This window comes from Ruegeria sp. C9 (assembly GCF_056537585.1).
In genome coordinates this window covers 61,732-85,410 of sequence record NZ_JBQFRU010000005.1, presented here as the reverse complement: position 1 = coordinate 85,410, position 23,679 = coordinate 61,732, and the positions used below count along the sequence as shown (strand labels likewise).

Genomic DNA, 23,679 nt, shown 5'->3' with positions numbered 1-23,679 from the left:
CTCCTAGCCCATCATTTGATAGCTGACCGGCACGAACCGGAACCCGTCGCCACGGGATTCGACATACCCAGCGGCTGGGAAAGGCATGTGATAGCCGATCATAGGCACTTTGTCCGCAGCCAGCATGCCCAGCACATTCCTGCGCGATTCCGTGGCAGCGGCTTTGTCCATGTCGAATCGCACTTCCCATTCAGGATGTGCAAAAGACCAGACATAGTGATTTGCAAGATCCGCCGTCAGGACCAGACGCTGACCGTTGCTTTCTAGGTGATAGACCATATGGCCCGGAGTATGCCCAAACGCTGCCATACCGGTGACGCCGGATGCGACTTCACCACCATCCCCGATAAAAGTCATCTTCTCTGCCATCGGGGTGACTTTGGCTGCAACCATATCACCCACTCGGTTGCCCGCGTCTTGCGCTGACCAAAAGTCGTATTCGGGTGCTGCTGTTACATAACGCGCATTGGCAAAAGTTGCGGCATCATTGGTTGTCATACCACCGATATGATCGGGATGCATGTGGGTAATGACCACCACATCGATCTGATCAGGCGTTACGCCGGCGTCGGCCAACGCGGCCTGAATTCCACCTTGGCCAAGCCCAGTATCAAACAGGATCATCTCGGACCCCGTATTAACCAGCGTTGGTGTGAAGAAGAACTGTGCAACATCTGGCGAGATGAAGTTGTCAGCCGATACACGGGCGAAATCTTCATCCGAGGCGCCGCCGCCGAAAATGTCTTGCGCACCATCACGAGGCAGGCTGCCATCCAACAAGGTGGTGACGGTGAAATCGCCCAGTTGAAACGATTTTGCGATTGTAGAGTTGGCTTTGGTCTCGGTACCCGCGGCCAGAACAGGCGAAGTAGCTGCCGCAAGCGGCAGAGCCGCAACCGTTCCAAGCGCCGCCCGGCGAGTCAATCTGATGGTCATGGTCGTTCTCCCTGTCAGAGCATGTTTGACTGAATTAGGTCAGTCTGGGCCTGTGGCCATACTATGGCACTGTTATATGGGCTGCGTGGTTGAACATTACGTGTTAATTTTTGTTCATGCCGCGATCTGCGAATAAAACCGTACCCACCGAGCAAAACGTTGCTGATTTTCTGGCGAGTATTCAGCCGACCCGCAAGGCGGAGGAGGCGCACGTGCTGGACAGGCTGTTTCGTGAAACCACAGGTTATGCGCCAGTAATGTGGGGGCCGTCGATCATTGGCTATGGTCGATATCACTATCGCTATGCGTCAGGGCGCGAGGGCGACTTTCTCGCAACTGGGTTCTCTCCGCGCAAAGCGGCGCATTCCATCTATATCATGCCCGGGTATGCTGACTTCGGAGATGTCTTATCAAGACTGGGCAAGCACAAGCTGGGTAAATCCTGCCTCTATATGAATAAGCTACCGGATATCGATCTCGACGTGCTTCGTGAACTCATCAAAGCCGGGCTCGAACGCTTAGATGGCATTTGGCCGGTTGAACCAACCTGAAAGCCTCTTCTGGACAAAAACGCGCCCATGTGAGATGAGCCGCGCCAACAGGAGACTTCCATGACCACGACCCGTTTTGCCCCGTCGCCCACCGGTTACATCCATGTGGGCAACCTGCGCACCGCCCTGATGAACTATTTGATCGCCCGCAAAGCCGGCGGTACGTTCATCTTGCGTATCGATGACACCGATCCTGAGCGGTCGAAGGAAGAATATGTCGACGCGATCAAGCAGGATCTGGAGTGGTTGGGCCTGCATTGGGACCGGGTTGAGCGACAGTCGGAGCGTCTGGACCGCTACGCCGAGGCCGCCGACAAGCTGCGCGAGATGGGCCGGTTTTATGAGGCGTTCGAAACGCCGACCGAGCTGGACCTGAAGCGCAAGAAACAGCTGAACATGGGCAAGCCGCCGGTCTATGATCGTGCGGCGTTGAATCTGTCGGATGCCGAGAAAGAAGCCCTGCGTGCCGAACGCGGCAACGGCGTCTGGCGGTTCAAGCTGAACCACGAGCGGATCGAATGGAACGATGGCATTCTGGGCGATATCTCGATTGATGCGGCCTCGGTCTCTGATCCGGTGCTGATCCGAGGAGATGGTCAGGTTCTCTACACGATTGCCTCTGTGGTCGATGACACCGAAATGGGCGTAACCGATGTCGTGCGCGGCTCGGACCATGTCACCAACACCGCAACGCAGATTCAGATCATCGAGGCCTTGGGCGGGACCTGTCCGCGTTTTGCGCACCACTCGTTGCTGACTGGCCCGCAGGGAGAGGCGTTGTCGAAACGCTTGGGCACTCTGGCCTTGCGCGATCTGCGAGAGCAGGGTGTGCAGCCAATGGCCTTACTGAGTCTGATGGCGCGTCTGGGGTCGTCAGATCCGGTTGAGCTGCGCTCGGATATGGCAGAGTTGATCGACGGCTTTGATGTTACACGCTTCGGTGCAGCCCCAACCAAGTTCGACGTGCAGGACCTGTTCCCGCTGACTGCGAAGCATCTACAATCGCTGCCGCTGACCGATGTGGCCGATGCCGTTGCTAAAGCAGGTGTACCTGCTGAACTGGCCGAGCCTTTCTGGACCATGGCGCGCGAAAACATCACCACGCTGAGCGATCTCGAGGGATGGTGGGAATTGTGTCGTGATGGGGCCGAACCCCTGATCGCTGACGAGGACCGTGAGTTCATCGCTCAGGCTGTCTCATTGCTGCCCGAAGGCCCATTCGATGGGGAAACTTGGGGCACATGGACCAAGGCCGTGAAAGAGGCCACAGGCCGCAAGGGCAAAGGCCTGTTCATGCCGCTGCGCAAAGCGCTAACGGGGATGGAGCGCGGGCCCGAAATGGCGACCTTGCTGCCGCTGTTGCAGGTGATCCGCGCTCGCGGCTGACTTCAGGGTCAGTGCTTAGAATACGAAGGAGGCAGGTAAATCACCTGCCTTTCTTTGTTCTCCGGGTCGCAAAACTTGCGCCGAAACGCGTTGCAGGCGGTCATCCACGAATTCGGTCTCTGCCTGCTTCAATTGTTGGTGACGGGGATAACGGGGCTTGGCGCGGTCGTTCAAAATCGGAGCATCCCAACCATCGGTTGTTGCAAAGAAGCGATCGGCGCCCTCTGGTCCAAAAGCCCGCAGATACCCTTGCACGACAACATCAATATAGCTGAGCAATAGGGGATGGTGATTGCTGGGCGCGGTGTGTCGATCATGCGGGACTGCGTAGACAGCGATTTCCACCTCTTGCGTCAGAGTGTGCGTGACCGACCGTGTGGCTGGAACGCGGTCATAGGCCCATTCTCTTTCATCCAACGCGGCCCAGTCGTTTTTAGGAACATGGGCGATCATACCATCGATCTCGGAATCAGCATCCGGCACAGCGGTCAAAAACGCCACCGGGCGCAGATCCGTGTGCCGCCATGCGCGTCGCCAACCTTTCAGTCGCGCTGGGCGCGGGTCGGGGAAATCATGCGTCGACAGGTTCACGAGGCTGCCATAGCCGAAGAAATAAGGGTCTGCCATGCGGGTCGCGTCCTTCTTTGACGATTGATGTATGTCAAACAGTCTTTTTACGAGACATGCAATAAAGCTTCACCTTGAGATTCGGGAGGCCCTAATGCGGATTACCAAACGGACGAATATCGCGGTGCGTGTTTTGATGTATTGCGCCGCACATCAGGAACGGCTGGTCACGAAGGCCGAGATCGCCGATGTCTGTAATATTTCAGAAAACCATCTGGCACAGGTGATCAACCAACTGAGCCAGCTAGACTATCTCAGCACACAACGCGGCCGCAATGGCGGCATGACGCTGGCGCGCCCGGCGGATCAGATCCGGGTCGGGTCCGTGTTTCGCCATGTCGAAGGCGGATTGCCGATTGCCGAGTGTTTTGCGGATGCTGACAACACCTGCCCACTGACCGATGCCTGCCGCCTCCGGTTGGCGCTGCGGGATGCGGCTGAGGTGTTTTATGCGTCGCTGGACGAGATCACGCTCGATGCGTTGGTGTGCGACAATGACCAATTGCTGAAAATATTGCAGCCTGTCGCTTGTATGCGCTGAACTCAGTCGCTGGCGCGCAGTATGCGCGCAGGGCGTACTGAAAGCGGGCGCAGGGCAAAGACCATCCCCGCGCCTAAGGTAACGCCAACACCGGCGATGACGATCCCAAGCGCGGATGGCCAGATGACCGCGAACTCTGTGTCGAATATATAAGTAGCCACGGCCCAACCGCCCAGAATTCCGGTCAGCAAAGCAACGCAACCTGCGGCTGCTCCCAAAAGGATTGCCCGCAGGGCAAAGCTGCGCAATATGCGCCCACGGTTGGCACCCAGAGTCTTGAGGATCGCTGCCTCGTACCTACGCGCCGGTTCGCCCGCTGCCGCCGCACCGATCAACACTAAAAACCCGGTCAACAGAGAAACCCCTGCGCCATATGACGTGGCTGCCGCAAGCCCTGCCAGCAGGCCTGATACCCGGTCGATGGCGTCTCTGACCCGGACTGCCGTGATGTTGGGGAATTGACCGGCCAAATCACGCAGAATGGCGGCCTCGGCCTGTTCTTCGGCATAGACGGTAGCGATGAAGCTATGCGGGGCACCAGCCAAGGCAGAGGGGTTCATCGACATGACAAAACCCATTCCTGCAGTGGAGAAATCAACTTCGCGCAGCGATGTGAGTTCAGCTGTGATATCGCGGCCCAGGATATTAACGGTCAGCTCATCGCCCAGTTTCAGGCCCATCTCGTCGGCCTCTTCTGCGGCAAAGCTGACTTGCGGTGGGCCGCTGTAGTCCTCTGGCCACCAAACCCCGTCAGTCACGCGGGCATTCCGTGGGGGGCGGGCAGAGTAGGTTACGCCCCGGTCGCCGTCCAGAACCCAGTGATCGCCTGCAATCTCGCGCGCGGGTCGCCCATTGATTTTGGTAATGATCCCACGCAGCATCGGAGCGCTTTCTACCCGACTGACGGCAGGGTCGGTGTCGAGACGTTCGCTGAACCCGGGCATCTGATCCTTCTGGATATCGACGAAGAAATACGAGGGTGCGACCTCGGGCAAGTTGCCCGAAATCGCATTGCGTAGCGTGCCGTCGATCTGCCCCACCGCCGCAAGGACCGAAAGGCCGAGCCCAAGGGACAGGACCACCGATGCTGCGCCTTCGCGTGGGTCAGAGATGGCGGACAACGCCCACCGCAGGGCTGGACGCCCTCTGGCCCAAGGAGCGCCCGCGCGGGCCAATTTGCGAATGGCAAAGGCAGAAAGGGTCAGCAAAGTGAGCGCCCCCGCCAGACCTGCGCTTGTCCAGAGAGTCAACCGGGTTGAACCGCTGAACCAAGCGGCGGCTCCGATCAGTACGGCCAGGCCAATTGCAGTCGCAATTACATAAATCAAGCGCGGGAAGCTGCTTGCCGAAGTCAGCGCATCCCGGAACAATGTTGCCGCACGCACCTCCTCGGTTCTGGCCAGAGGCCAAAGCGTAAACAGGAACGCGGTTAGCACACCATAAAGTGCGGCCTCGAACAGGGGCTGCGGATATAACGAGAATACAGCAGGGATCGGCAGTTGGGTTTCGATAACCGGTGCCAGCAGCATTGGAAGCGCCGCGCCCAGGGTCAAACCCATGACGATACCAACGCTTGAAAGAACGGCGATCTGGATCATGTATGTCTGAAAGATTGTGGCCCGATCAGCGCCCAAAGTCCGCAATGTCGCAATGGTTTCCGTTTTCTGGGACAGATAGGCGCGCACGGCAGCCGATACGCCGATCCCCCCAACCGCCAATCCGGATAGACCAACCAGCACCAGAAACGCGCTGAGGCGCCCTACAAACTCGGATATCCCCGGTGCACCATTGCGGGCATCAGTCCAGCGCATGCCGGTTCCCTCGAAGGCCTGCCTGGCTTGCTGCGACAGCGCCTCCAACTCGGCGGTTTGCGGCAAGTTCATCCTGTATTTGGTGGAAAACAAAGTACCCGGAGCCAGCAGGCCCGATGATTGCAAATCCTCGGTTCGAACCAACGTGCGCGGTCCCAGCGAGAACCCATCTGCCGCACCATCCGGTTCGTGTTCCAGCGAGGCCATCAAAACGAACCTCTGCGTGCCGAGATCAAATTGGTCCCCAATCGCAAGGTTCAGGCGGTCAATCAGGGACGGAGCCATCACGGCGCCGGGCAGCCCATCGGCGCCCGCCAAGGCCTCGGGCAAAGAAACTGCGGGTTCCAGAGCCACCGATCCCAACAGCGGATAGGCCCCGTCCACGGCCTTCACCTGAGTTAACGCCCGTTGCGCGCCTGCGCCATCACCCGTGACGGCCATGGACCTGAAATCGACGACCTCCGACACTGCTTGCGCGGTGTCCGCCATCCAGTCACGTTCCTCATCGTTTGCAAAGCGATAGGTGAACTCCAGCTGGGCATCGCCGCCTAAGAGCGACGCGCCCTCTTGTTGCAATCCGGTCTGAATGGCTTGGCGCACCATGCCAACCGCAGCAATTGCTGCGACACCCAAAGCCAGGCAGGCCAGAAACACTCGAAACCCGCGCAACCCACCGCGCAGTTCGCGCCGGGCCAGGCGACCGGCCAGACGCAGGCTCATTCGGCGGCCTCACGCTGGGATTCCTCGGCGATACGCCCATCGCGCAAGCGCACAACGCGGTCGCATTTCTGAGCCAGCGTATGGCTGTGCGTGACCAGAACCAGAGTTGCCCCGTGACGGTCCCGCAGTCCGAATAACAGATCAATGATTGCTGAACCGTTGGTTTCATCCAGATTTCCCGTTGGTTCATCTGCCAGTAATATATGCGGGCGCGGGGCCGAAGCGCGGGCCAGCGCCACACGCTGTTGCTCGCCGCCTGACAACTGCGCCGGGTAGTGATCGATACGATGTGAAAGGCCCACGGCCTCCAACTCGGCCGCGGCGCGCTGGAAAGCATCTTTGTGTCCCGCGAGTTCTAACGGGGTCGCCACGTTCTCAAGCGCGGTCATCGTCGGAATCAAGTGGAAATTCTGAAACACTACGCCCATGGCATCTCTTCTGAACCGTGCCAGCGCATCCTCGCTCATTTTCGTCAAATCTTGGCCCAATGCGGTAACGCGTCCACCGGTTGCCTGTTCTAAGCCGCCCATTAGCATCAGTAGCGAAGACTTTCCGGAACCAGAGGGACCGATCAGCCCCAGAGTTTCACCCTTGCTCACAGTCAAGGTGATGTCGTGCAGGATATCCACTCTTCCGGCATTGCCATCCAGCGATAATGCGGCATCTTGGAGGGTGAGAACGGGTGTCGTCATCGATCAGGCCATCAAGAGGGGTACAGTCCATTGGGATATGGCGCGATACAGAAGCTGCGCAAGGGTTTGATGTCAGGCGTGTTCATCTGTTGCGGATTTGCCGCGACGGCTGAGCCGGTGGTGATTGCGGCGCTCGGAGATTCCCTGACACAAGGATATGGACTTCCGCAACAAGACGGGTTTGTGCCGCAACTGCAACGCTGGTTGCAGGAGGAAGGGGCGGATATTCAGCTTATCAACGCTGGTGTTTCCGGGGATACGACCGCAGGAGGAGCCGCCCGCGTAGATTGGACTCTGACTCCAGAGGTCGATGGCATGATTGTAGCCCTCGGCGGCAATGATCTGTTACGCGGTATCGATCCGGATGTGTCGCGCACCAATCTTGAGGCAATCCTGAACACCGCTGAAGCTGCGAATGTCGAAGTTCTGCTGATCGGCATGCATGCCCCCGGGAACTATGGGACGGACTACAAGCAAAGTTTCGATGCCATGTATCCGGAACTGGCGCAGCAGTATGGCGCGATCTATGCGGAAAGCTTCTTTGACGGGCTCACGACCAAGAACGATCCTGCAGTCGCGCGCCAGTTCATGCAATCTGATGGCATCCATCCAAATGCCCAAGGCGTTGCGCTGATCGTTGACGCGCTGGGACCTTTTGTACTGGCTTTAGCGGAGCGCGCTGCCGATTAGGAGGGTCCTATGCCAGGCCGGTTTTTTCTCACACGACCAATTGGCGAGATTGCTAAGTTCCTGAACGTGAAAGATAACGTAGGGCCTCAACCCCCGCGCAGAAACATTCAACCGGGTCAGGAGGTGACGCTATTGACCGGTGAAGGCTTGAAGATGATGCGTTGGGGGATGATCCCGGTCGGCAGGGTCAATGCGCGCGGACGTCCGGTGATGGAGACCATTATCAACGCTCGCTCTGAAACGGTTTTTGACAAAAGCGCATTCGAAGGTGTTGGGCGCGCAGTTATACCAGTTGATGGCTGGTACGAGTGGACCGGAGAGAAACGGCGCAAAACTGCATGGCGTATCGCAGCGAAGGATGGCATACCGCTGTTATTTGCTGCAATTACGGATAGTTGGGAGGCCCCTGGTGGGCAGCGTGTGGATCAGGTTGCCGCAGTCACCTGTGAGCCAAATGCCGATGTAAAGCCGATCCACCACCGTATGGGTGTGTTGCTGGGGTCGCAGGATGTGGATTGCTGGTTACACGGATCCGAAGAAGAGGCGCAGAAGCTGATGCGCCCATGGCCAGAAGGTCGCCTGAGGATTGAACAAGCCGACGATGTGGATTGGTCGGCGGCTTAGACCACGGTCACCACGGTTCCAATCGGCACCCGGTTGTACAGATCGATTACATGCTCATTCAGCATCCGTATGCAGCCGTTCGAGGCCGCGCGACCGATGGTTTGCGGTTGTGTGGTGCCATGGATGCGGAAATAGGTGTCGACTCCGTTTTGGAACAGATACAAAGCGCGCGCGCCCAGTGGATTATCGCTCCCTCCGGGTTGGACATAGTCGTTGTCCTTGAACCGACCATAGGCCACCGGGTCGCGATCGATCATCTCATCGGTCGGTCGCCAGGTGGGCCATTCCTTCTTTACGTCGATAGTTGCGGTTCCTGTAAACTCCAGTCCGGCTTTGCCGACGCCGCAGCCATAGCGGATCGCTTTGCGGGGTTCGGTTATGTAATAAAGGTAGAAGGAACGGGGAACGACCAGCAGCTGACCGGGTAGGAATTGCTTTTTGACCCGCACGAATTGTGGCGTGGGATCATACTCGACCGCTTTCTTGGCGCTGACAACGCCCGGAAGCAGGCTGACGGCAGTACCGGCCAGAAATACGCGGCGTGTGAACATGGTGACATCCCTCAAATGACCAAAGAAATCATAACGCTAGTTTTGAAATGATAGCGGATTTGGTCAATCACCGGGGAGGGATAACCCGATTGTGATGTATTCCCTATGCCACACAATCAACGAGGGCATAGCAGAGAGGGCGGGAAAAATCCCGCCCTTTGAACGGCTTAGGCCAGTTCGATATTGTCGGCGCTTTCGCGGCCATCACGACCAGCGCGCAGCTCGTACGTGACTTTCTGGTTGTCGGCCAGACCGGTGAGGCCCGAACGCTCGACAGCCGAGATGTGTACGAAGATGTCTTTGCCGCCATCTTCGGGTGCGATAAAGCCATAGCCTTTGGTGGTGTTGAACCATTTTACGGTGCCTGCGGGCATATCCGTTGTCTCCTGTTTAGTGCTGCCCACGTGGATGCGGCAGCCCGGCGTCGTTGTCTGTATCGATAGACTGAGCGCCGTAGAAGGAGACAGTAGGTCGAAATAGAAAAACGTAAGCCTCATGGATATGGCATCGGTCAGGCGGTGTGGCAAGGGCGGATTGTACGGTTTGTACAGGGGTTTGAGGGGCAATCGTCCGACTTGTACAAGAATCCGCCGATAGTTTTGGTTATTAGTTAGCGGAGCTTTGATAAGGTCCGGTTATTTATCTGGCGCGTCGGAGTGGCATTCAGAATCCGTTAACCCTCGTCATGATCAAGTTACAGCATGAGCGATTATCGACGCGTCCGCATTCCCGGAGCCAAGTATTTTTTCACCGTGTCTTTGGCCGACCGGTCGTCGGATTTGCTGGTGCGACAGGTGGCGCATTTGCGGGCCGCCTTTGCGGTGACCCAGAGGGAGCGTCCGTTCTGGTGCGATGCGTTTGTTGTGTTGCCGGATCATTTGCACGCGGTTTGGACCTTGCCGCCGGGGGATGCGGATTATTCGACGCGGTGGCGGTTAATCAAAAGCCGATTTGTGCGTGCCGTCGGAGAATTCGGTCCGCGAAGCGAGTCCAAGGTTGTCAAACAGGAACGCGGGATTTGGCAACGCCGGTTTTGGGAGCATTGTATCCGCGACGAACGAGATTACCGCAATCATACGGCATATTGTTGGGGCAATCCGGTCAAACATGGGTTGGTGGAGCATCCAACGGATTGGCCGTATTCGTCGATCCATCGTGATATACGCACAGGTCAGGTTGATCCGGAATGGAGTGGTGGCGTCATCGAAGGGACGTTTGGGGAGCCGTAGGATGGGTGATTTCACCCATCAATTTATGTGGTGGGATATTGGAGAATTGAGGAGTGATGGGTGCGAGCACCCATCCTACGCTTGCTGAAGCCCGGCCTACGGGCCGACAGACGCGAAGCGCCTGTTTGGCAACGCCGGTTTTGGGAGCACACCATTCGGGACGAACAGGATAACCGCAATCATATGGCGTATTGTTGAGGGAATCCGGTGAAGCACGGGTTGGTCGAGCGCCCGACCGATTGGCCGTATTCGTCAATCCATCGGGATATTCGTGCGGGTCGGGTAGAACCAGAGTGGAGCGGTGTGGTTACCGAAGGGGCGTTTGGAGAGCCGTAGGATGGGGTTTCACCCCATCATTTGAGAGGTCGGAGTTTGGAAGAGACTTGGTGCGCGGAAACACATCGTGCGGGTGTTCGGGCGTGATTATTAGGTGAGTGATGGGGTGAAACCCCATCCTACGCTTGTTTCACCAGCTAGTTATCGGATTTCTCTAAGTCTTTAAGAGTGGCATAGTTTATCGATCTAAGCGGTGTTCTATGGATCTTTTCTCTAATGGCGTTTTCACACGGCGCAAGACTAGTGGCTTCAAAACCTTGCTTCGTCCTTTTAAATGCCCCAAAAACAGAGTTCCTGGAATGCCTAGCAGGAGCATCATACATAGCGCCTAGCGACATAAAATCGGGTTGCTCTAAGTTGTTGCTTTTAATGTAATCTTCCAACAAATAGGCTTCGTCAAAATATGCAACAAATTCAATTTCTACGATCAAATGCTCATCCACTTCGATATTAGATGTAACAAGGCCTACTGGGACAGTTGAAGTTAATGGAATTGGTGCTTTTCCTTCGGTTCGGATTAGAAACTCCGGCTCCGGGGTCAACGGTTTTCTGTTCTCGGCCAAACCCGCAGAGTTAGCTTCACCAGGCTGGTACTCAGCATTCCATATTTTTGCATTAGGTCTTTCACATACTATGAATCTCGAGTGAATTGGGTCGACGCGAATATCAAAAGCGGACTTGTTTTCTAAGCTATAGTTTATCCGAAAGGCTCCGTCGGAAAATTCACTGTTATCGTGAAAAAGATTAAATCTTGGCGTGAGCTTCTCCAAAATTGTTATCTTGTTTTCCCACTCGCTTTGGTTCAACGAATGCGAGAACTGAGACAAGCCCACTCCAAAGCCAACAAGTGCCGCGACGATACCAAGATACTCAAGAATAAGTTTGTTTTTGCTCAGAAAGGCCAAGATCTTTTCATACATCGGCTCACCTCGCAAACTTCTTATGCTTCAACCGCTTGGGCTCCAGCGCGTCCGGTCCCAGACGGCGTTTTTTGTCCTCTTCGTAGTCCTCGAAGTTGCCCTCGAACCACTCCACATGGGCGTCGCCTTCGAAGGCCAGAATATGCGTGCAAATCCGGTCGAGGAAGAAGCGGTCGTGCGAGATGACGACGGCGCAGCCGGCGAAATCGACCAGCGCGTCTTCCAGCGCACGCAGGGTTTCAACGTCAAGGTCGTTGGTCGGTTCGTCGAGCAGCAGGACGTTGCCGCCCTCTTTCAGCAGGCGGGCCATGTGGACGCGGTTGCGCTCACCGCCTGAGAGTAGCGAGACCTTTTTCTGCTGGTCGCCGCCCTTGAAGTTGAAAGACGAGCAATAGGCGCGGGAATTGACCTGCGCGTCACCCAGTTGGATGATCTCGGCGCCGCCGGTGATCGCCTCCCACACGGTGTCATTGTCTTTCAGGTCGTCGCGGGACTGGTCGACGTATGACAGTTCAACCGTATCGCCCAGCGTGATGGTGCCGCTGTCGGGCTGTTCCTGACCGGTGAGCATCTTGAACAGGGTCGATTTACCCGCACCGTTGGGGCCGATTACGCCGACGATGCCGCCGGGGGGCAGGGCAAAGTCCAGCCCTTCGATCAGTTGCTTGTCGCCCATGTGTTTTGACAGGCCCTCGACCTCGATCACCTTGCCACCAAGGCGCTGGCCGTTGGGGATGACGATCTGGGCGCGGGTCAGCTTTTCGCGTTCGGACTGTTCGGCCAGCTCATTATAGGCGTTGATCCGGGCCTTGGATTTGGCCTGACGGGCCTTTTGGCCCTGACGCATCCACTCCAACTCGCGTTGCAGGGTCTTCTGCTTGGATTTGTCCTCGCGGGCTTCCTGTTCCAGCCGTTTGGCTTTTTGTTCCAGCCATGCGGAATAGTTGCCCTCGTAAGGAATGCCGCGGCCGCGGTCGAGTTCGAGGATCCAGCCGGTGATATCATCCAGGAAATAGCGGTCGTGGGTGACGATCAGGATGGTGCCTTTGTAGTCGATCAGGTGTTGTTGCAGCCAGGCGATGGTCTCGGCGTCCAGGTGGTTGGTCGGTTCGTCGAGCAGCAGCATGTCGGGCGCTTCCAGCAGCAGCTTGCAGAGCGCAACGCGGCGTTTCTCACCGCCCGAGAGGTTGGCAATGTTGGCATCGTCCGGCGGGCAGCGCAGCGCTTCCATCGAGACATCGATCTGACTGTCGAGGTCCCACAGGTTTTCCGCGTCGATCGCGTCCTGCAGGGTGGTCATTTCCTCCATCAACTCGTCCGAGTAGTTCTCGGCGATCTCCATGGCAATCTCGTTGAACCGGTCGACCTTGGCCTTTTTCGCGGCCACGCCCAGCATGACGTTTTCGCGGACGGTGAGCGATTCATCCAGTTGCGGCTCCTGCGGCAGATAGCCGACCTTGGCGCCTTCGGCCGCCCATGCCTCACCGGTGAAGTCCGTATCGAGGCCCGCCATGATCTTCATCAGCGTCGATTTACCCGCGCCGTTGACGCCGACGACACCGATTTTCACGCCGGGCAGGAAGCTCAGGTGGATGTTTTCAAAGCACTTTTTGCCACCGGGATAGGTCTTGGAGACACCCTGCATGTGGTAGACATATTGATAGGCAGCCATGTCGCGTCCTCTGGGTCGGGGAAATCAAGTTGGAACGCTGGATATCCGAGGCGAGCGGGCGGGGCAAGCTGGTGGTTTTGTGAATTTTCTGTGGTCGTTTGATCCGGTAGAACCAACACGACAAGGAGTGGTGGGGTTTTGGCAGAATTTGCGGAACTGATTGCCGGTTGGGCGCAACCGGGCCGGGTGACATGGATCGGTTTACGTCCCGGCCGCAGAGCGGAAATGGATGGGCGCAACGAGGTTTGGGTATCAGCCGATGGCCTCGACGACGACCGCAGCCGGGCGGGCAAGCGGGCGGTGACTTTGATCCAGCAGGAACATCTGGCGGCGATTGGCTCTTATCTGGGGCAAGGATCGGTTATGCCTGAGATCCTGCGGCGCAATCTGGTGGTTTCGGGGATCAATCTGGCGGCGCTAAAGGGGCGGGAGGTGCAGGTCGGGGAGGCCGTTTTGCGCTATACCGTGATCTGCGCTCCATGCAGTCGGATGGAGGAGGCGTTGGGCAAAGGCGGCTATTCTGCTGTGCGGGGGCATGGGGGATGGTGTGCCGAAGTAGTGCAGCCGGGGCAAGTCAGGCTTGGCGATGTGGTGCAGCCGATTGATTGACAACACCTCTCAGTTCTGAACATCAGCAGAGGATGGAACGCAGTACCATTCCATATGCGGGGCCCGGGCAGGTCGTTGGGTTGTTCGGAGGGTCATTTGATCCTCCGCATCAAGGTCATGTGCATGTGACGCGCGAAGCGATGAAGGCGTTCGGGCTGGATCGGGTGTGGTGGCTGGTGTCTCCGGGGAACCCTCTTAAGGAGCGGGGGCCTGCGCCTCTGGCGCGGCGGGTTGAGGCGGCGCGGGACGTGATGCAGCATCCGCGCGTTGAGGTCACGGATATCGAGGCGCTGACGGGCACGCGGGCGACGGCGGATACGCTGTCGGCGTTGCGGAGGCTTTATCCTAAGGTTCGGTTCGTTTGGCTGATGGGCGCGGACAATCTGGCGCAGTTTCACCGCTGGAAAGATTGGCGACAGATCATGGACAGCGTGCCTGTGGGCGTTGTGGCGCGGCCGGGGGATCGGATCTCGGCGCGGATGTCTCCGGCGGCTCGGCTTTATGCCAAGTACCGTATCGACGGGCAGGCGCGGCATTTGCTGGGGCGAGCGGACGCTCCGGCCTGGTGTTTCGTGAACGTGCCGATGGTTGATCTGAGTTCAACTGATTTTCGCAATCGCGGCATCTGGGGCGATGGGGTGTTGCCCGAATGACTCCACTTGGCGCATAATCTTAATCAAGTGATTGTCTGCATTTAAGCTCTGGGATTCTAATAGACCCATGGTCGATCGAATTTCGCGTCGTTTGTTTCTGGGTGGATTAGGGGCGTCTCTGGTTCCGGGCACAGGTCTGGCCGAGGCGCCTTTGGTGTCTCTGCGCCCTGTGCTGCGTGGCCCGCAACCCAGCGGGGCTGAGCGGCTGGTTCAGGCGGCGGGGCTGAGGGGCGAGGTTGTTTTTGCCGTGGCCGACGTGGAAACCGGAACGCCGCTGGAGGTGTTCGGCGAGGGCCAAAGCCTACCACCAGCCAGCGTCGCCAAGGCGCTGACCGCGCTTTATGCGCTGGATGTGCTGGGTCCGGAGTATCGGTTCGAAACGCGCTTGATCGCGGATGGACCGGTGGAAAATGGTATTCTGAAAGGCGACTTGATCCTTGCGGGTGGCGGTGATCCGCTGCTGGATACAGACGCGCTGGCCACAATGGCAGCCAATCTGCGCAAGGCCGGGATCACCGAGGTGAAGGGCGCGTTCAAGGTCTATGATGGTGCGCTGCCCTTCGTCTTCAGCATTGATCCGGGGCAGCCAGATCATCTGGGCTATAGCCCGTCGATCAGCGGGATTTCCCTGAATTTCAACCGTGTGCATTTCGAGTGGAAACGCGAGGGCACCGGCTATGGTGTAACCATGGATGCGCGCAGCGCGAATTATACGCCTTCGGTAGATATGGCATCGATGCGAGTCGAGAGCCGCAGCCTGCCGATTTACACCTATCAGCCAAGCGCGCGACAGGATCGCTGGACCGTGGCCAAAGGCGCGCTAGGCAATGGCGGGGCACGCTGGCTGCCGGTACGCAAGCCTGCGCTTTATGCCGGAGATGTGTTCCGCACGCTGGCACGCGTGAATGGGATCGTGCTGGGCCGGGTGCAGGTGACGCGGCAAGCACCGCAAGGGACCGAACTGGTGGTGCATCAGAGCGATCCGTTGGAAAGCATCCTGAAGGGGATGCTGAGATATTCGACCAATATAACCGCCGAAATGGTGGGTTTGGCGGCCACCAAGGCGCGCGGGGTTGCGCCGCAGAGCCTTGAGGACTCGGCCGCAGAAATGAACCTATGGGCGGCAGAGCGTTTTGGCGCGGATGGGATCGCGATGGTCGATCATTCCGGACTTAGCGGTTCCTCACGTATGGCCCCCGCCGGTCTGGTCAATACGCTGGTGGCGGCGGGGCAGTCAGAGGAGCTGCGGCCGTTGCTTCGGTCCTTTACGCTGGCCGACAAAAACGGGCAGCCGGTCAAGGATCATCCGATCAAGGTCGACGCAAAAACGGGTACTTTGAACTTCGTCTCGGGTCTTGGCGGTTACATGACAACGGCAGATGGGGTGGATCTGGCGTTTGCGATCTTCACAGCCGACACCGCGCACCGCGCCACGATCCCGCGTGCGTCGCGCGAGCGCCCGGACGGCGCGCGGGCCTGGAACCGACGGTCTCGCACTTTGCAGCGCAATCTGATTGAGCGGTGGGGTACGCTCTACGGCAGCTAGGTCGTATGCCGCGCCCGTGCCCCGCGTTCGATAGCGGCAGCGTGCAGGCGGTCGATGCTCAGCTCGTACCGGATTTCTTCCAGCAGGCGCAGTTCGGTTTCGGCCAGAGTGCCGTCAGCGGCGGCGACATCACAGGCCAGCGCGTAGGCGGTTTCGTTCAGGCGTTCGGGCAGGTTGTCACGGATCAGTCCGAACAGGGCATCCAGCCCGTCCACCTGCTCAAACAAATCAAACACGATCTGCGAGACGCGGCGGGTTCGGTCGATGTCGTAGCCTGCAAACACCGGCAGCATGTTGACTGCGCCTTCAATCTTGACCAGCTCTGCGGTTCGGATGTTCTCGTCCGAAGCGGAAATCGCCACCATGATCGCCACAAGGCAATCCTGCGGGGACATCGGATGTGGGGTTTGCTCGGTCATGGTGTCGTCCTGAATGAAACGTTTGTTGCCGCACGATAGGAGCGGGTGCAAGGAGGTTCAACTGGTAGTTTTGGGGTGCAATGAATGCGATCGGTGAGGGTGGGTGATTTCGGCTGTGATGTAAACGTCCGTTGAGAGCTTATACCTGCCGTCGACCAGGCTTCTATTCTTTGCATGTGCTGCGCGTCGCGAACCAAGCATTTTGGGCTTTCGCTGTCAGCATTTTAAAGCAGAACTTCGCCAAGTTAATTGACTGCACGGAAACGACTAGGCGTGAGATATAAAGCGTTTCAGTTGGGCGTTTTTCTATGCCTTGCACCGCCGGTCATGCCCGAAATTTAGCAAGCTCACTCCAGAATAATTCTACAGCATCCGAAGTGTTCTGTGACTTACGCGCTGCGCAGATGTTCCACGTAAGGTTCTGTGCCATAGACACGGGTTTCACCGTCTTTGCATGGATCAGATCCGCAAATGTGTCCGCCATCCCTCCCACGATGTAGTCCGGTTCTGCCAACAATCCGGTCAGGAGGTTGTAGTCGTCGCATTCGATATGCGGCTGTGCATTCACCTTTTCAACGGCTTCAGCACCGCCACCAAGTGCTTTTGTCAAAGCGGCTTTCCAGTGTTTGTGGAGATGCGGAGATGCGAAGGGAAAATCGAATATGCCTGCCATCGTTTGCGGGCCACGCTGATGAATCTTATGGTCGCGATGTGCCACAAACTGGATTTGTTGTTTCTCCATCACCATAATCTCGACGTTGTCAGCTTCGGGTGTGTAGGTCAGGTCACCGAGGAACATGTCGAACTTTCCCGCCTGCAACAAATCAAGCGGTCGTGCGTAGGCGCTTACCAGAATTCGGAAGCGAAGATCAGGCATCACTTGCCGCACTGATCGCAGGGCGGGCAGGATCAGGGTTCTCGTGGTCAGAGGCCCGCAACCGATCAGCAAAGTGCCCGGCCCGGTTTCGCGCAAAGCGGCCACGCGCGTTGCATACTGGTTCAGGTCTTCGCGCAGCGCCTGGGCGATTGGCAAGAACTCCTGCCCTGCGCGTGTCAGAGTGCTGTTGTTTCGGCTTCGATGAAACAAAACAAGCCCCGTATAGTCCTCGGCCTGCCCGACATAGCGGGACAATGATGCGTTGGACACACCCATCGCACGGGCAGCATTTTGGAAACTGCCGATTTCAGCCAATGTAAGAAAAGCGGTCAAAGAGTTTTCGTTCATCATGCCGTCAACCACATTTCAGGTTTTGCTCTTTAGATTTCACAATATGAAATTCCGGTAAAGCTCTGTTGCGACGCGAAAGTTTCGACCGCTATCCCTGATCGGACTTTCGATATTCCCTTCACCGGTATCGTCTTCTACGTTCGCAGAGGTAAAAATGTTCATTTTTCGATCTATTGTGGTTTCCGCCACGCTGGCTACAGCTTCGGTCTGTGCCCTGCCAGTTTTGGCCGAAACCGACCAGCCCAATATCCTTGTCATCATGGCCGACGATGTCGGCTGGGCCAGTCTGGGCAGCTATCATCAGGGTGTGAAAAGTATCAAAACCCCCAACCTTGACCAGCTTGCTGCGGATGGTATGCGCCTTACGGATTACTATGCACAGCCAAGCTGCACCGCAGGGCGATCTGCCTTTATCACCGGACAATTGCCAGTTCGGACGGGGATGCACACAGTCGGGCTGCCCGGAGATCCGGAAAAAGGTCTGAATGAAAAAGACCCTACTCTGGCCAACATCCTTAAATCTCTAGGCTACACCACCGGGCAATTTGGCAAAAATCACTTGGGCGATATGAACAAGTTTCTGCCAACTGTGAAAGGTTTCGATGAATATTGGGGCTGGCTTTACCACCTGAATGCGATGGAATACACCTCTGACCCCGATTGGCCCAAAGATCAGAAATTCAACGACACATTTGGCCCACGGAACATCATCCACGCCTATGCCACGGATACAATTGATGAAACTGTAGATCCTCGCTGGGGCCTGGTTGGAAAGCAGCGTATAATCGACGATGGCCCGGCTCCGCCCGATCGGCAAAAAACGCTCGACGATGAGGTGACGGCCCATACTCTGGACTTCATCAACCGCGCGGTCGATAGCGACACGCCCTTCTTTGTCTGGATGGCCCCGGCCCGAGCACATGTCTGGACACATCTGAGCCCCGAATACGAGGCAATGCTGGGCGACGGGCGCGGTTTGCAGGATGTCGTAATGAAAGAGCTTGACGACAACGTGGGCAAGGTCATGGCCCGTCTGGACGAACTTGGCATCTCGGACAACACTATTGTAGTCTTCACCTCGGATAACGGCCCCGAAACCATGACTTGGCCTGACGGTGGAACAACACCGTTCCGAGGCGAAAAAGGTACGACATGGGAAGGCGGCTTCCGCGTTCCTGCTATCATTCGCTGGCCCGGAAGAGTTTCCGCCGGGACCGTAAGCAACGGAATTTTTGCTGGTCTTGACTGGATGCCTACCCTCGTCGCCGCCGCCGGAGGACCTGACGATCTGCCTGGATCACTACTGAAGGGCTATGAGGGCTATCAGGTGCATCTGGATGGTTACAACCAACTGCCTTTCCTGACTGGTAAAGGTGAGAGCAACCGGGACGAGATTATCTACTATGAAGGTCCGGACCTGCAAGCGGTACGCCATGGTGATTGGAAAGCACATTTCACGATACAAACCGAAGGATGGGCAGGTCCAAAAGAGGAACTGAACGCGCCCCTGCTGTTCAACCTGCGCCGCGATCCCTATGAGAAGGCAGCTGAGGAATCGGGGATGTATACCCGTTGGATGGGCAACAAAATGTGGGCCTTTGGCCCTGCTGCCAAAATCGTCCAAAACCACCTGTCTACCTTCAAGGACTATCCTCCGCGGGGGTCGGACATAACCAACCAGGGCCATGTCGAAGAGCAGATATCGACCGAAGGTGGGATGTCGCAGTAGAAATCAAACCTCGGGGGGCATCACCTGTTGCCTCCCGATCTGTGTCAAGGATTTCATCGAGGGCCGCGAAAATCACGCTTCACCGCCTCTTTGCTATCGCGCTGCCCGGTTCATCCCGCCGTCGGACAGTATACTCTGACCGTTGATATACCGGGCTGCATCGCTGGCGAGAAACACGCAAGCCTGCCCAATTTCTTCGAACGTTGCGGGCCGCTGAGCGGGGATTTCCCGGCGTGCCTGTTCGGACAGGTTCACGTTTTCGCAGAACCCCGGCAGCAGGTTGTTCATGCGAATGTTGTGCCGTGCATATCGGTCCCCGTAAAGCTTTGAGAAACTATGCAATGCTCCACGCAGCATGCTCATGGGATAGGGCGCACGTGGCTCGATTGTGTTCATGGATGAGATATTTACGAATGCACCGCCGCCTTGTTCGATCAGAATGGGCGTGACGATACGGGCGATCTTGACGACATTTAGCACATACATGTCCAGACTTTCGTGCCATAGCTCGTCGCTGAGTTCCAATAGCGGTCCGTCAAAGTCAGGATCGAAACCGACGGTTTTGATGGCTTCAGGCACCGTTCCACCGTGACCCATATTACTGACGATTGCATCAATCCGTCCATATTTGCTCATGGTGTCGTCGACCATCGCTTGCAAATCATCGACATCTAATACAGAGCCGCGACGGCCAATGCCCTCAAGTTCCTCCGCCAATTCAACCGAGCGGTTGGAAGGAGACATAAGCGAAACCTTATAGCCGGCTTTCGCCATTTCAATGGCGCAACCCCGGCCAATTCCCTGTCCTGTACCTGTCATCAAAGCAACTTTGGTATCGGGCATGGTGTGTCCTTTCTTTGGGCGCACAGTGTGTGAGGTTTATTGATTTGTGGTCAGTGTAACTGCCGGGAACAAAGCAGACCTATCGAGTTTTTGGGACAATGCTGTTAGGTTTTCTCACATGCCGGAGAACCTTAGACATCTACGTGCCCTTCAGGCCTTTGATGAAACCGCAACCCACTCCAGCCTGTCCAAGGCAGCAGATGTTCTGAACGTCACCCACGGGGCGATCAGTCGGCAAATTAAGCTGCTGGAACTGCATCTTGGCGTAACGCTTTTTCATCGCCGCCCAAATGGGGTTGAACTGACCAGTGCCGGGGAGCTTCTGCATCAATCGACGCGCGGGGCATTTTCGGCGTTGCAACTGGGCGTGATGGAGGTGAAGCGGCTGCATCACCGCCAGTCGATTACGGTGTCGTTGTCAACATCGCTGGCGCTTAAATGGCTTGTCCCGTTGCTCAGTTCATTTCAGCAAGAACATCCGGGTATCGCGTTGCTGCTGGACACAAATGATCGATTTGCGGATTTTGATGCGTCTGAGGTCGATGTCGCCCTGCGGTTCGGGGAACCCGGTTGGGACGGGCTCTATCATGAGCAGATAAGACAAGAGGACCTGATTGTTGTAGCAGCGCCATCCCTTGTTGGTAAAACCCGACTGCCGATGCCCGCCGAGAATGTGGCTGATCTTCCACTCTTGCATGATGCCTACAACGTCGGGTGGGAAAGCTGGGCTGCGCAGGTCGGGCTGGGCGCTGACCGGATCAATTCGCAGAGCATCAAGTACGTGGACAGCGCGGTTCTGTTGGAGGCTGCGATTGACGGGCAAGGTGTAGCGTTGGCAAGACATCTCTTGGCGGAGAGGGATTTGGAACTTGGTCGCTTGATCCGCCTCGATGAAAGCCGGGTTCCATTGGATCGGGGGCTCTACTTCGTCTGCCGCCCCGGCGATCAGGAACGGGTCACCGTGAGAATTTTCAGGAAATGGCTTATGTCGATTTAATCTTTTTGCCTTGCTTGCAAATCCGCGAGAGCGATCAACAGACTACGTTTTTCAGAATGCCGCAATGCCCCGTGCTGCGGACTCTTGTAACCAAGACCAGATATGGATTGCACGCCGTTCATGCGCATAGAGGCATGAAAATCACCACCCTTTATTGACTCATACTGCACCTGCACAATAACAGGGGCCGGTCCGGGCGCATGGGGTGTCTGGCACGTTTCCCGATGGAGTATCCAAATGTCTGACCTGCGTGAAACCGCGATGACGTCCAAGGCGTGGCCGTTTGAAGAGGCGCGGCGGTTGCTCAAACGGTATAAGCAGGGCGCTCCGGAGAAGGGATATGTGCTGTTTGAGACGGGCTATGGCCCATCAGGTCTGCCGCATATCGGCACCTTTGGTGAGGTGGCGAGGACCACGATGGTCAAGCGCGCGTTTGAGGCGCTGTCGGATATCCCGACCAAGCTGATCTGTTTCTCGGACGATCTGGATGGGATGCGGAAAGTGCCCAGCAATGTGCCGAACCCCGAGGCGCTGCAGGATTATCTGCAATGTCCGCTGACCTCGGTGCCGGACCCGTTTGGTGAATATGACAGCTTTGGTGAGCATAACAATGCGATGCTGCGCCGGTTCCTCGATACTTTCGGGTTCGAGTATGAGTTCTATTCGGCGCGTGAGTTTTACCGCTCGGGCCAGTTCGACGAGATCCTGAAGCGCGCCGTTGAGAAGTATGACGACGTGATGGCCATCATGCTGAAAAGCCTGCGGGAAGAACGTCAGCAGACCTACTCGATCTTCCTGCCGATCCATCCCGAGACCGGGCGGGTTCTGTATGTGCCGATGAAGAAGGTTTGCGCCGATACCTACACTGTCACCTTCGATGACGAGGATGGCAAGGAATGGACGCTGCCCGTGACTGGCGGCAATGTGAAGCTGCAGTGGAAGCCTGATTTTGGCGCGCGCTGGGCCGCTTTGGGCGTTGATTTCGAAATGTATGGCAAGGAACACGCCACCAACGAAAAGATCTATGACGCGATCTGCCGGGCTTTGGGAGGTCGTGCGCCTGAGCATTTCTCGTATGAACTGTTCCTCGATGAGAACGGCCAGAAGATTTCGAAGTCGTCGGGCAATGGTGTTTCGATCGATGAATGGCTGACCTATGCACCGACCGAGTCGCTGGCCTATTTCATGTATCAAAAGCCCAAAACGGCGAAGCGGATGCATTTCGATGTGATCCCGAAGGCGTATGATGAATATCATCAACAGTTGCGGGCCTATCCGGGGCAGGACCTGAAGGCGCAGCTGAACAACCCGGTGTGGCATATCCATGGTGGGATTGTGCCCGAGTCCACGCTGCTGGTTCCCTTTGCGATGCTGTTGAACCTGGCGTCGGTATCCGGGGCTGAGGACAAAGAGGCGCTGTGGGGCTTCATTCGCAGGTACGCGCCTGAGGCCACGGCGGAAACGCACCCTGATCTGGATCAGGCGGCGGGCTTTGCAGTGAGGTACTTCAACGATTTCGTCAAGCCGACGCGCCAGCATCGCGCGCCGACGGATCAGGAGCGTGAGGCGCTGGAAGCATTGAGGGCAGCCTTGGAAGCCTATGACGGGCCGATGGAAGACGAGGCACTGCAATCGGTGGTCTATTCCATCGGGCGTGAGCGGTTCGATCCGATGCGCGGCTGGTTCACGGCACTTTACGAAGTGCTGCTGGGGGCCTCGCAAGGGCCTCGGTTTGGTGGGTTCATCGCGCTTTATGGCGTGCCAGAGACGATTGCTCTGATCGACAAGGCGCTGGCCGGGGAATTGGCCTGATTTGACCTGATCCAGTGTGGGGCTACCCTTGCATCAGGAGGTGGCCCCATGCGTCGACTATTGCTTGCTGTATCCCTGAGTGCCGGACTGGCATCCGGAGCTTTTGCTCAGAGTGACGAGATTGAGGCCAATATCTCGGCGCAGATTCAGGCCTTCAAGGCGGATGACTTTGCCACCGCCTTCACCTTTGCCAGCCCCAATATCCAGCGGCTGTTCGGCGATCCCGAGAATTTCGGGATCATGGTGCGCCGCGGCTATCCTATGGTCTGGCGGCCTGCGGATGTGAGGTTTCTGGAGCTGCGCGAGATTGGCGGAGCCCTGTGGCAGAAGGTCATGATCACTGATGGTAACGGACGGGTGCATCTGCTGGACTACCAGATGATCCAGCGAGAAAACGGCTGGAAGATCAACGGTGTACAGTTGCTGGGCAACTCCGACCCGGCGGCCTGAGGCAACACCACCGTCACGGTGGTAAGAGCCGCGATTAATTCCTTTTCGATACTCAGACCCATGCGCTTGGGCTCAGGGCTCGGGCGGTATCGGGTTTTGGCGCGCGT

Annotated in this window: 25 protein-coding genes; 14 read left to right on the top strand and 11 right to left on the bottom strand. The window is 57.1% G+C overall.

Features of this window, described 5'->3' with window-relative positions:
- Positions 1-3: 3 nt before the first annotated feature.
- Positions 4-936: an MBL fold metallo-hydrolase gene (locus ACR0NE_RS13890; protein ID WP_170395914.1), complete on the bottom strand. Its 933-nt coding sequence runs from the start codon at positions 934-936 to the stop codon at positions 4-6.
- A 116-nt stretch (positions 937-1,052) separates the two neighbouring features.
- On the opposite strand from ACR0NE_RS13890, the gene ACR0NE_RS13885 reads away from it, so the two are divergent.
- Entirely contained in the window at positions 1,053-1,487 is a 435-nt protein-coding gene (locus tag ACR0NE_RS13885; protein WP_170597308.1) for a DUF1801 domain-containing protein, read from the top strand.
- 60 nt (positions 1,488-1,547) lie between these two features.
- Complete coding sequence (gene gltX, locus ACR0NE_RS13880) at positions 1,548-2,873, top strand: glutamate--tRNA ligase (protein ID WP_170395918.1); 1,326 nt, start codon at positions 1,548-1,550, stop codon at positions 2,871-2,873.
- 15 nt (positions 2,874-2,888) lie between these two features.
- Here the strand turns inward: gltX and ACR0NE_RS13875 are convergent, their stop codons facing one another.
- Entirely contained in the window at positions 2,889-3,500 is a 612-nt protein-coding gene (locus ACR0NE_RS13875) for a gamma-glutamylcyclotransferase family protein (RefSeq protein ID WP_170597309.1), read from the bottom strand.
- 94 nt (positions 3,501-3,594) lie between these two features.
- On the opposite strand from ACR0NE_RS13875, the gene ACR0NE_RS13870 reads away from it, so the two are divergent.
- A complete protein-coding gene (locus ACR0NE_RS13870) occupies positions 3,595-4,041 on the top strand; it encodes an Rrf2 family transcriptional regulator (RefSeq protein ID WP_170423813.1) in 447 nt (148 codons plus the stop codon).
- Between the two features lie 2 nt (positions 4,042-4,043).
- Here the strand turns inward: ACR0NE_RS13870 and ACR0NE_RS13865 are convergent, their stop codons facing one another.
- Positions 4,044-6,572, bottom strand: a complete 2,529-nt coding sequence (locus ACR0NE_RS13865) for an FtsX-like permease family protein (RefSeq protein ID WP_170597310.1) — start codon at positions 6,570-6,572, stop codon at positions 4,044-4,046.
- Positions 6,569-7,264 carry an ATP-binding cassette domain-containing protein gene (locus tag ACR0NE_RS13860; RefSeq protein WP_170395925.1) on the bottom strand — a complete coding sequence of 232 codons (696 nt, stop codon included), beginning with the start codon at positions 7,262-7,264 and terminating at the stop codon, positions 6,569-6,571. Before ACR0NE_RS13860 ends, ACR0NE_RS13865 begins: the two co-directional genes overlap by 4 nt.
- Positions 7,265-7,333: 69 nt before the next feature.
- Between ACR0NE_RS13860 and ACR0NE_RS13855 the strand changes: the two genes are divergently transcribed.
- Both ACR0NE_RS13855 and ACR0NE_RS13850 read left to right on the top strand, forming a co-directional pair.
- Positions 7,334-7,954, top strand: coding sequence for an arylesterase (locus tag ACR0NE_RS13855; protein WP_170597311.1), 621 nt, complete (start codon positions 7,334-7,336; stop codon positions 7,952-7,954).
- 9 nt (positions 7,955-7,963) lie between these two features.
- Positions 7,964-8,578: an SOS response-associated peptidase gene (locus ACR0NE_RS13850; protein ID WP_170597312.1), complete on the top strand. Its 615-nt coding sequence runs from the start codon at positions 7,964-7,966 to the stop codon at positions 8,576-8,578.
- Here ACR0NE_RS13850 and ACR0NE_RS13845 read toward each other — a convergent pair.
- Positions 8,575-9,129 (bottom strand): L,D-transpeptidase, encoded by a 555-nt coding sequence (locus tag ACR0NE_RS13845; RefSeq protein WP_170597313.1) that lies wholly within the window; start codon positions 9,127-9,129, stop codon positions 8,575-8,577. The two genes, ACR0NE_RS13850 and ACR0NE_RS13845, sit on opposite strands and share 4 nt — an antisense overlap.
- Positions 9,130-9,296: 167 nt before the next feature.
- A complete protein-coding gene (locus ACR0NE_RS13840) occupies positions 9,297-9,503 on the bottom strand; it encodes a cold-shock protein (RefSeq protein ID WP_010442474.1) in 207 nt (68 codons plus the stop codon).
- A gap of 327 nt (positions 9,504-9,830) precedes the next feature.
- Here ACR0NE_RS13840 and ACR0NE_RS13835 point away from each other — a divergent pair, with 327 nt between their 5' ends.
- Positions 9,831-10,358, top strand: coding sequence for an REP-associated tyrosine transposase (locus ACR0NE_RS13835; RefSeq protein ID WP_170597314.1), 528 nt, complete (start codon positions 9,831-9,833; stop codon positions 10,356-10,358).
- A gap of 207 nt (positions 10,359-10,565) precedes the next feature.
- Positions 10,566-10,694, top strand: a complete 129-nt coding sequence (locus tag ACR0NE_RS13830; RefSeq protein WP_480459918.1) for a hypothetical protein — start codon at positions 10,566-10,568, stop codon at positions 10,692-10,694.
- A gap of 137 nt (positions 10,695-10,831) precedes the next feature.
- On the opposite strand, the gene ACR0NE_RS13825 is transcribed toward ACR0NE_RS13830, so the two are convergent.
- Together ACR0NE_RS13825 and ettA are read right to left on the bottom strand one after the other, a co-directional pair.
- Positions 10,832-11,614 (bottom strand): hypothetical protein, encoded by a 783-nt coding sequence (locus tag ACR0NE_RS13825; protein WP_170597315.1) that lies wholly within the window; start codon positions 11,612-11,614, stop codon positions 10,832-10,834.
- A gap of 4 nt (positions 11,615-11,618) precedes the next feature.
- Positions 11,619-13,286 carry an energy-dependent translational throttle protein EttA gene (gene ettA / locus ACR0NE_RS13820; RefSeq protein WP_010442471.1) on the bottom strand — a complete coding sequence of 556 codons (1,668 nt, stop codon included), beginning with the start codon at positions 13,284-13,286 and terminating at the stop codon, positions 11,619-11,621.
- Between the two features lie 138 nt (positions 13,287-13,424).
- Between ettA and ACR0NE_RS13815 the strand changes: the two genes are divergently transcribed.
- The 3 genes from ACR0NE_RS13815 (at position 13,425) to dacB (ending at position 16,094) form a co-directional block, all read left to right on the top strand.
- Entirely contained in the window at positions 13,425-13,895 is a 471-nt protein-coding gene (locus ACR0NE_RS13815; RefSeq protein ID WP_170597316.1) for an MOSC domain-containing protein, read from the top strand.
- Positions 13,896-13,927: 32 nt separating this feature from the next.
- Positions 13,928-14,548 (top strand): nicotinate-nucleotide adenylyltransferase, encoded by a 621-nt coding sequence (locus ACR0NE_RS13810; protein ID WP_170597317.1) that lies wholly within the window; start codon positions 13,928-13,930, stop codon positions 14,546-14,548.
- Between the two features lie 67 nt (positions 14,549-14,615).
- A complete protein-coding gene (gene dacB, locus ACR0NE_RS13805) occupies positions 14,616-16,094 on the top strand; it encodes a D-alanyl-D-alanine carboxypeptidase/D-alanyl-D-alanine endopeptidase (protein WP_170597318.1) in 1,479 nt (492 codons plus the stop codon).
- On the opposite strand, the gene ACR0NE_RS13800 is transcribed toward dacB, so the two are convergent.
- Positions 16,091-16,513 (bottom strand): tellurite resistance TerB family protein, encoded by a 423-nt coding sequence (locus ACR0NE_RS13800; RefSeq protein WP_170395941.1) that lies wholly within the window; start codon positions 16,511-16,513, stop codon positions 16,091-16,093. The genes dacB and ACR0NE_RS13800 overlap by 4 nt on opposite strands.
- Before the next feature lie 325 nt (positions 16,514-16,838).
- Entirely contained in the window at positions 16,839-17,738 is a 900-nt protein-coding gene (locus ACR0NE_RS13795; protein ID WP_170597319.1) for a LysR family transcriptional regulator, read from the bottom strand.
- Positions 17,739-17,895: 157 nt separating this feature from the next.
- Here ACR0NE_RS13795 and ACR0NE_RS13790 point away from each other — a divergent pair, with 157 nt between their 5' ends.
- Complete coding sequence (locus tag ACR0NE_RS13790) at positions 17,896-19,470, top strand: arylsulfatase (protein WP_170597320.1); 1,575 nt, start codon at positions 17,896-17,898, stop codon at positions 19,468-19,470.
- 93 nt (positions 19,471-19,563) lie between these two features.
- Here the strand turns inward: ACR0NE_RS13790 and ACR0NE_RS13785 are convergent, their stop codons facing one another.
- Positions 19,564-20,313: an SDR family oxidoreductase gene (locus ACR0NE_RS13785; RefSeq protein ID WP_170597321.1), complete on the bottom strand. Its 750-nt coding sequence runs from the start codon at positions 20,311-20,313 to the stop codon at positions 19,564-19,566.
- Between the two features lie 118 nt (positions 20,314-20,431).
- Here ACR0NE_RS13785 and ACR0NE_RS13780 point away from each other — a divergent pair, with 118 nt between their 5' ends.
- The 3 genes from ACR0NE_RS13780 to ACR0NE_RS13770 all read left to right on the top strand — a co-directional run bounded on the left by ACR0NE_RS13780 (position 20,432) and on the right by ACR0NE_RS13770 (position 23,572).
- Positions 20,432-21,310 carry a LysR substrate-binding domain-containing protein gene (locus tag ACR0NE_RS13780; protein WP_170566425.1) on the top strand — a complete coding sequence of 293 codons (879 nt, stop codon included), beginning with the start codon at positions 20,432-20,434 and terminating at the stop codon, positions 21,308-21,310.
- A 237-nt stretch (positions 21,311-21,547) separates the two neighbouring features.
- Positions 21,548-23,122, top strand: a complete 1,575-nt coding sequence (locus tag ACR0NE_RS13775) for a lysine--tRNA ligase (protein WP_170597322.1) — start codon at positions 21,548-21,550, stop codon at positions 23,120-23,122.
- A 48-nt stretch (positions 23,123-23,170) separates the two neighbouring features.
- The gene (locus ACR0NE_RS13770; RefSeq protein ID WP_170597323.1) at positions 23,171-23,572 is read left to right on the top strand and encodes a DUF4864 domain-containing protein; all 402 of its coding nucleotides are present in this window, start codon (positions 23,171-23,173) and stop codon (positions 23,570-23,572) included.
- Positions 23,573-23,679: the final 107 nt, after the last annotated feature.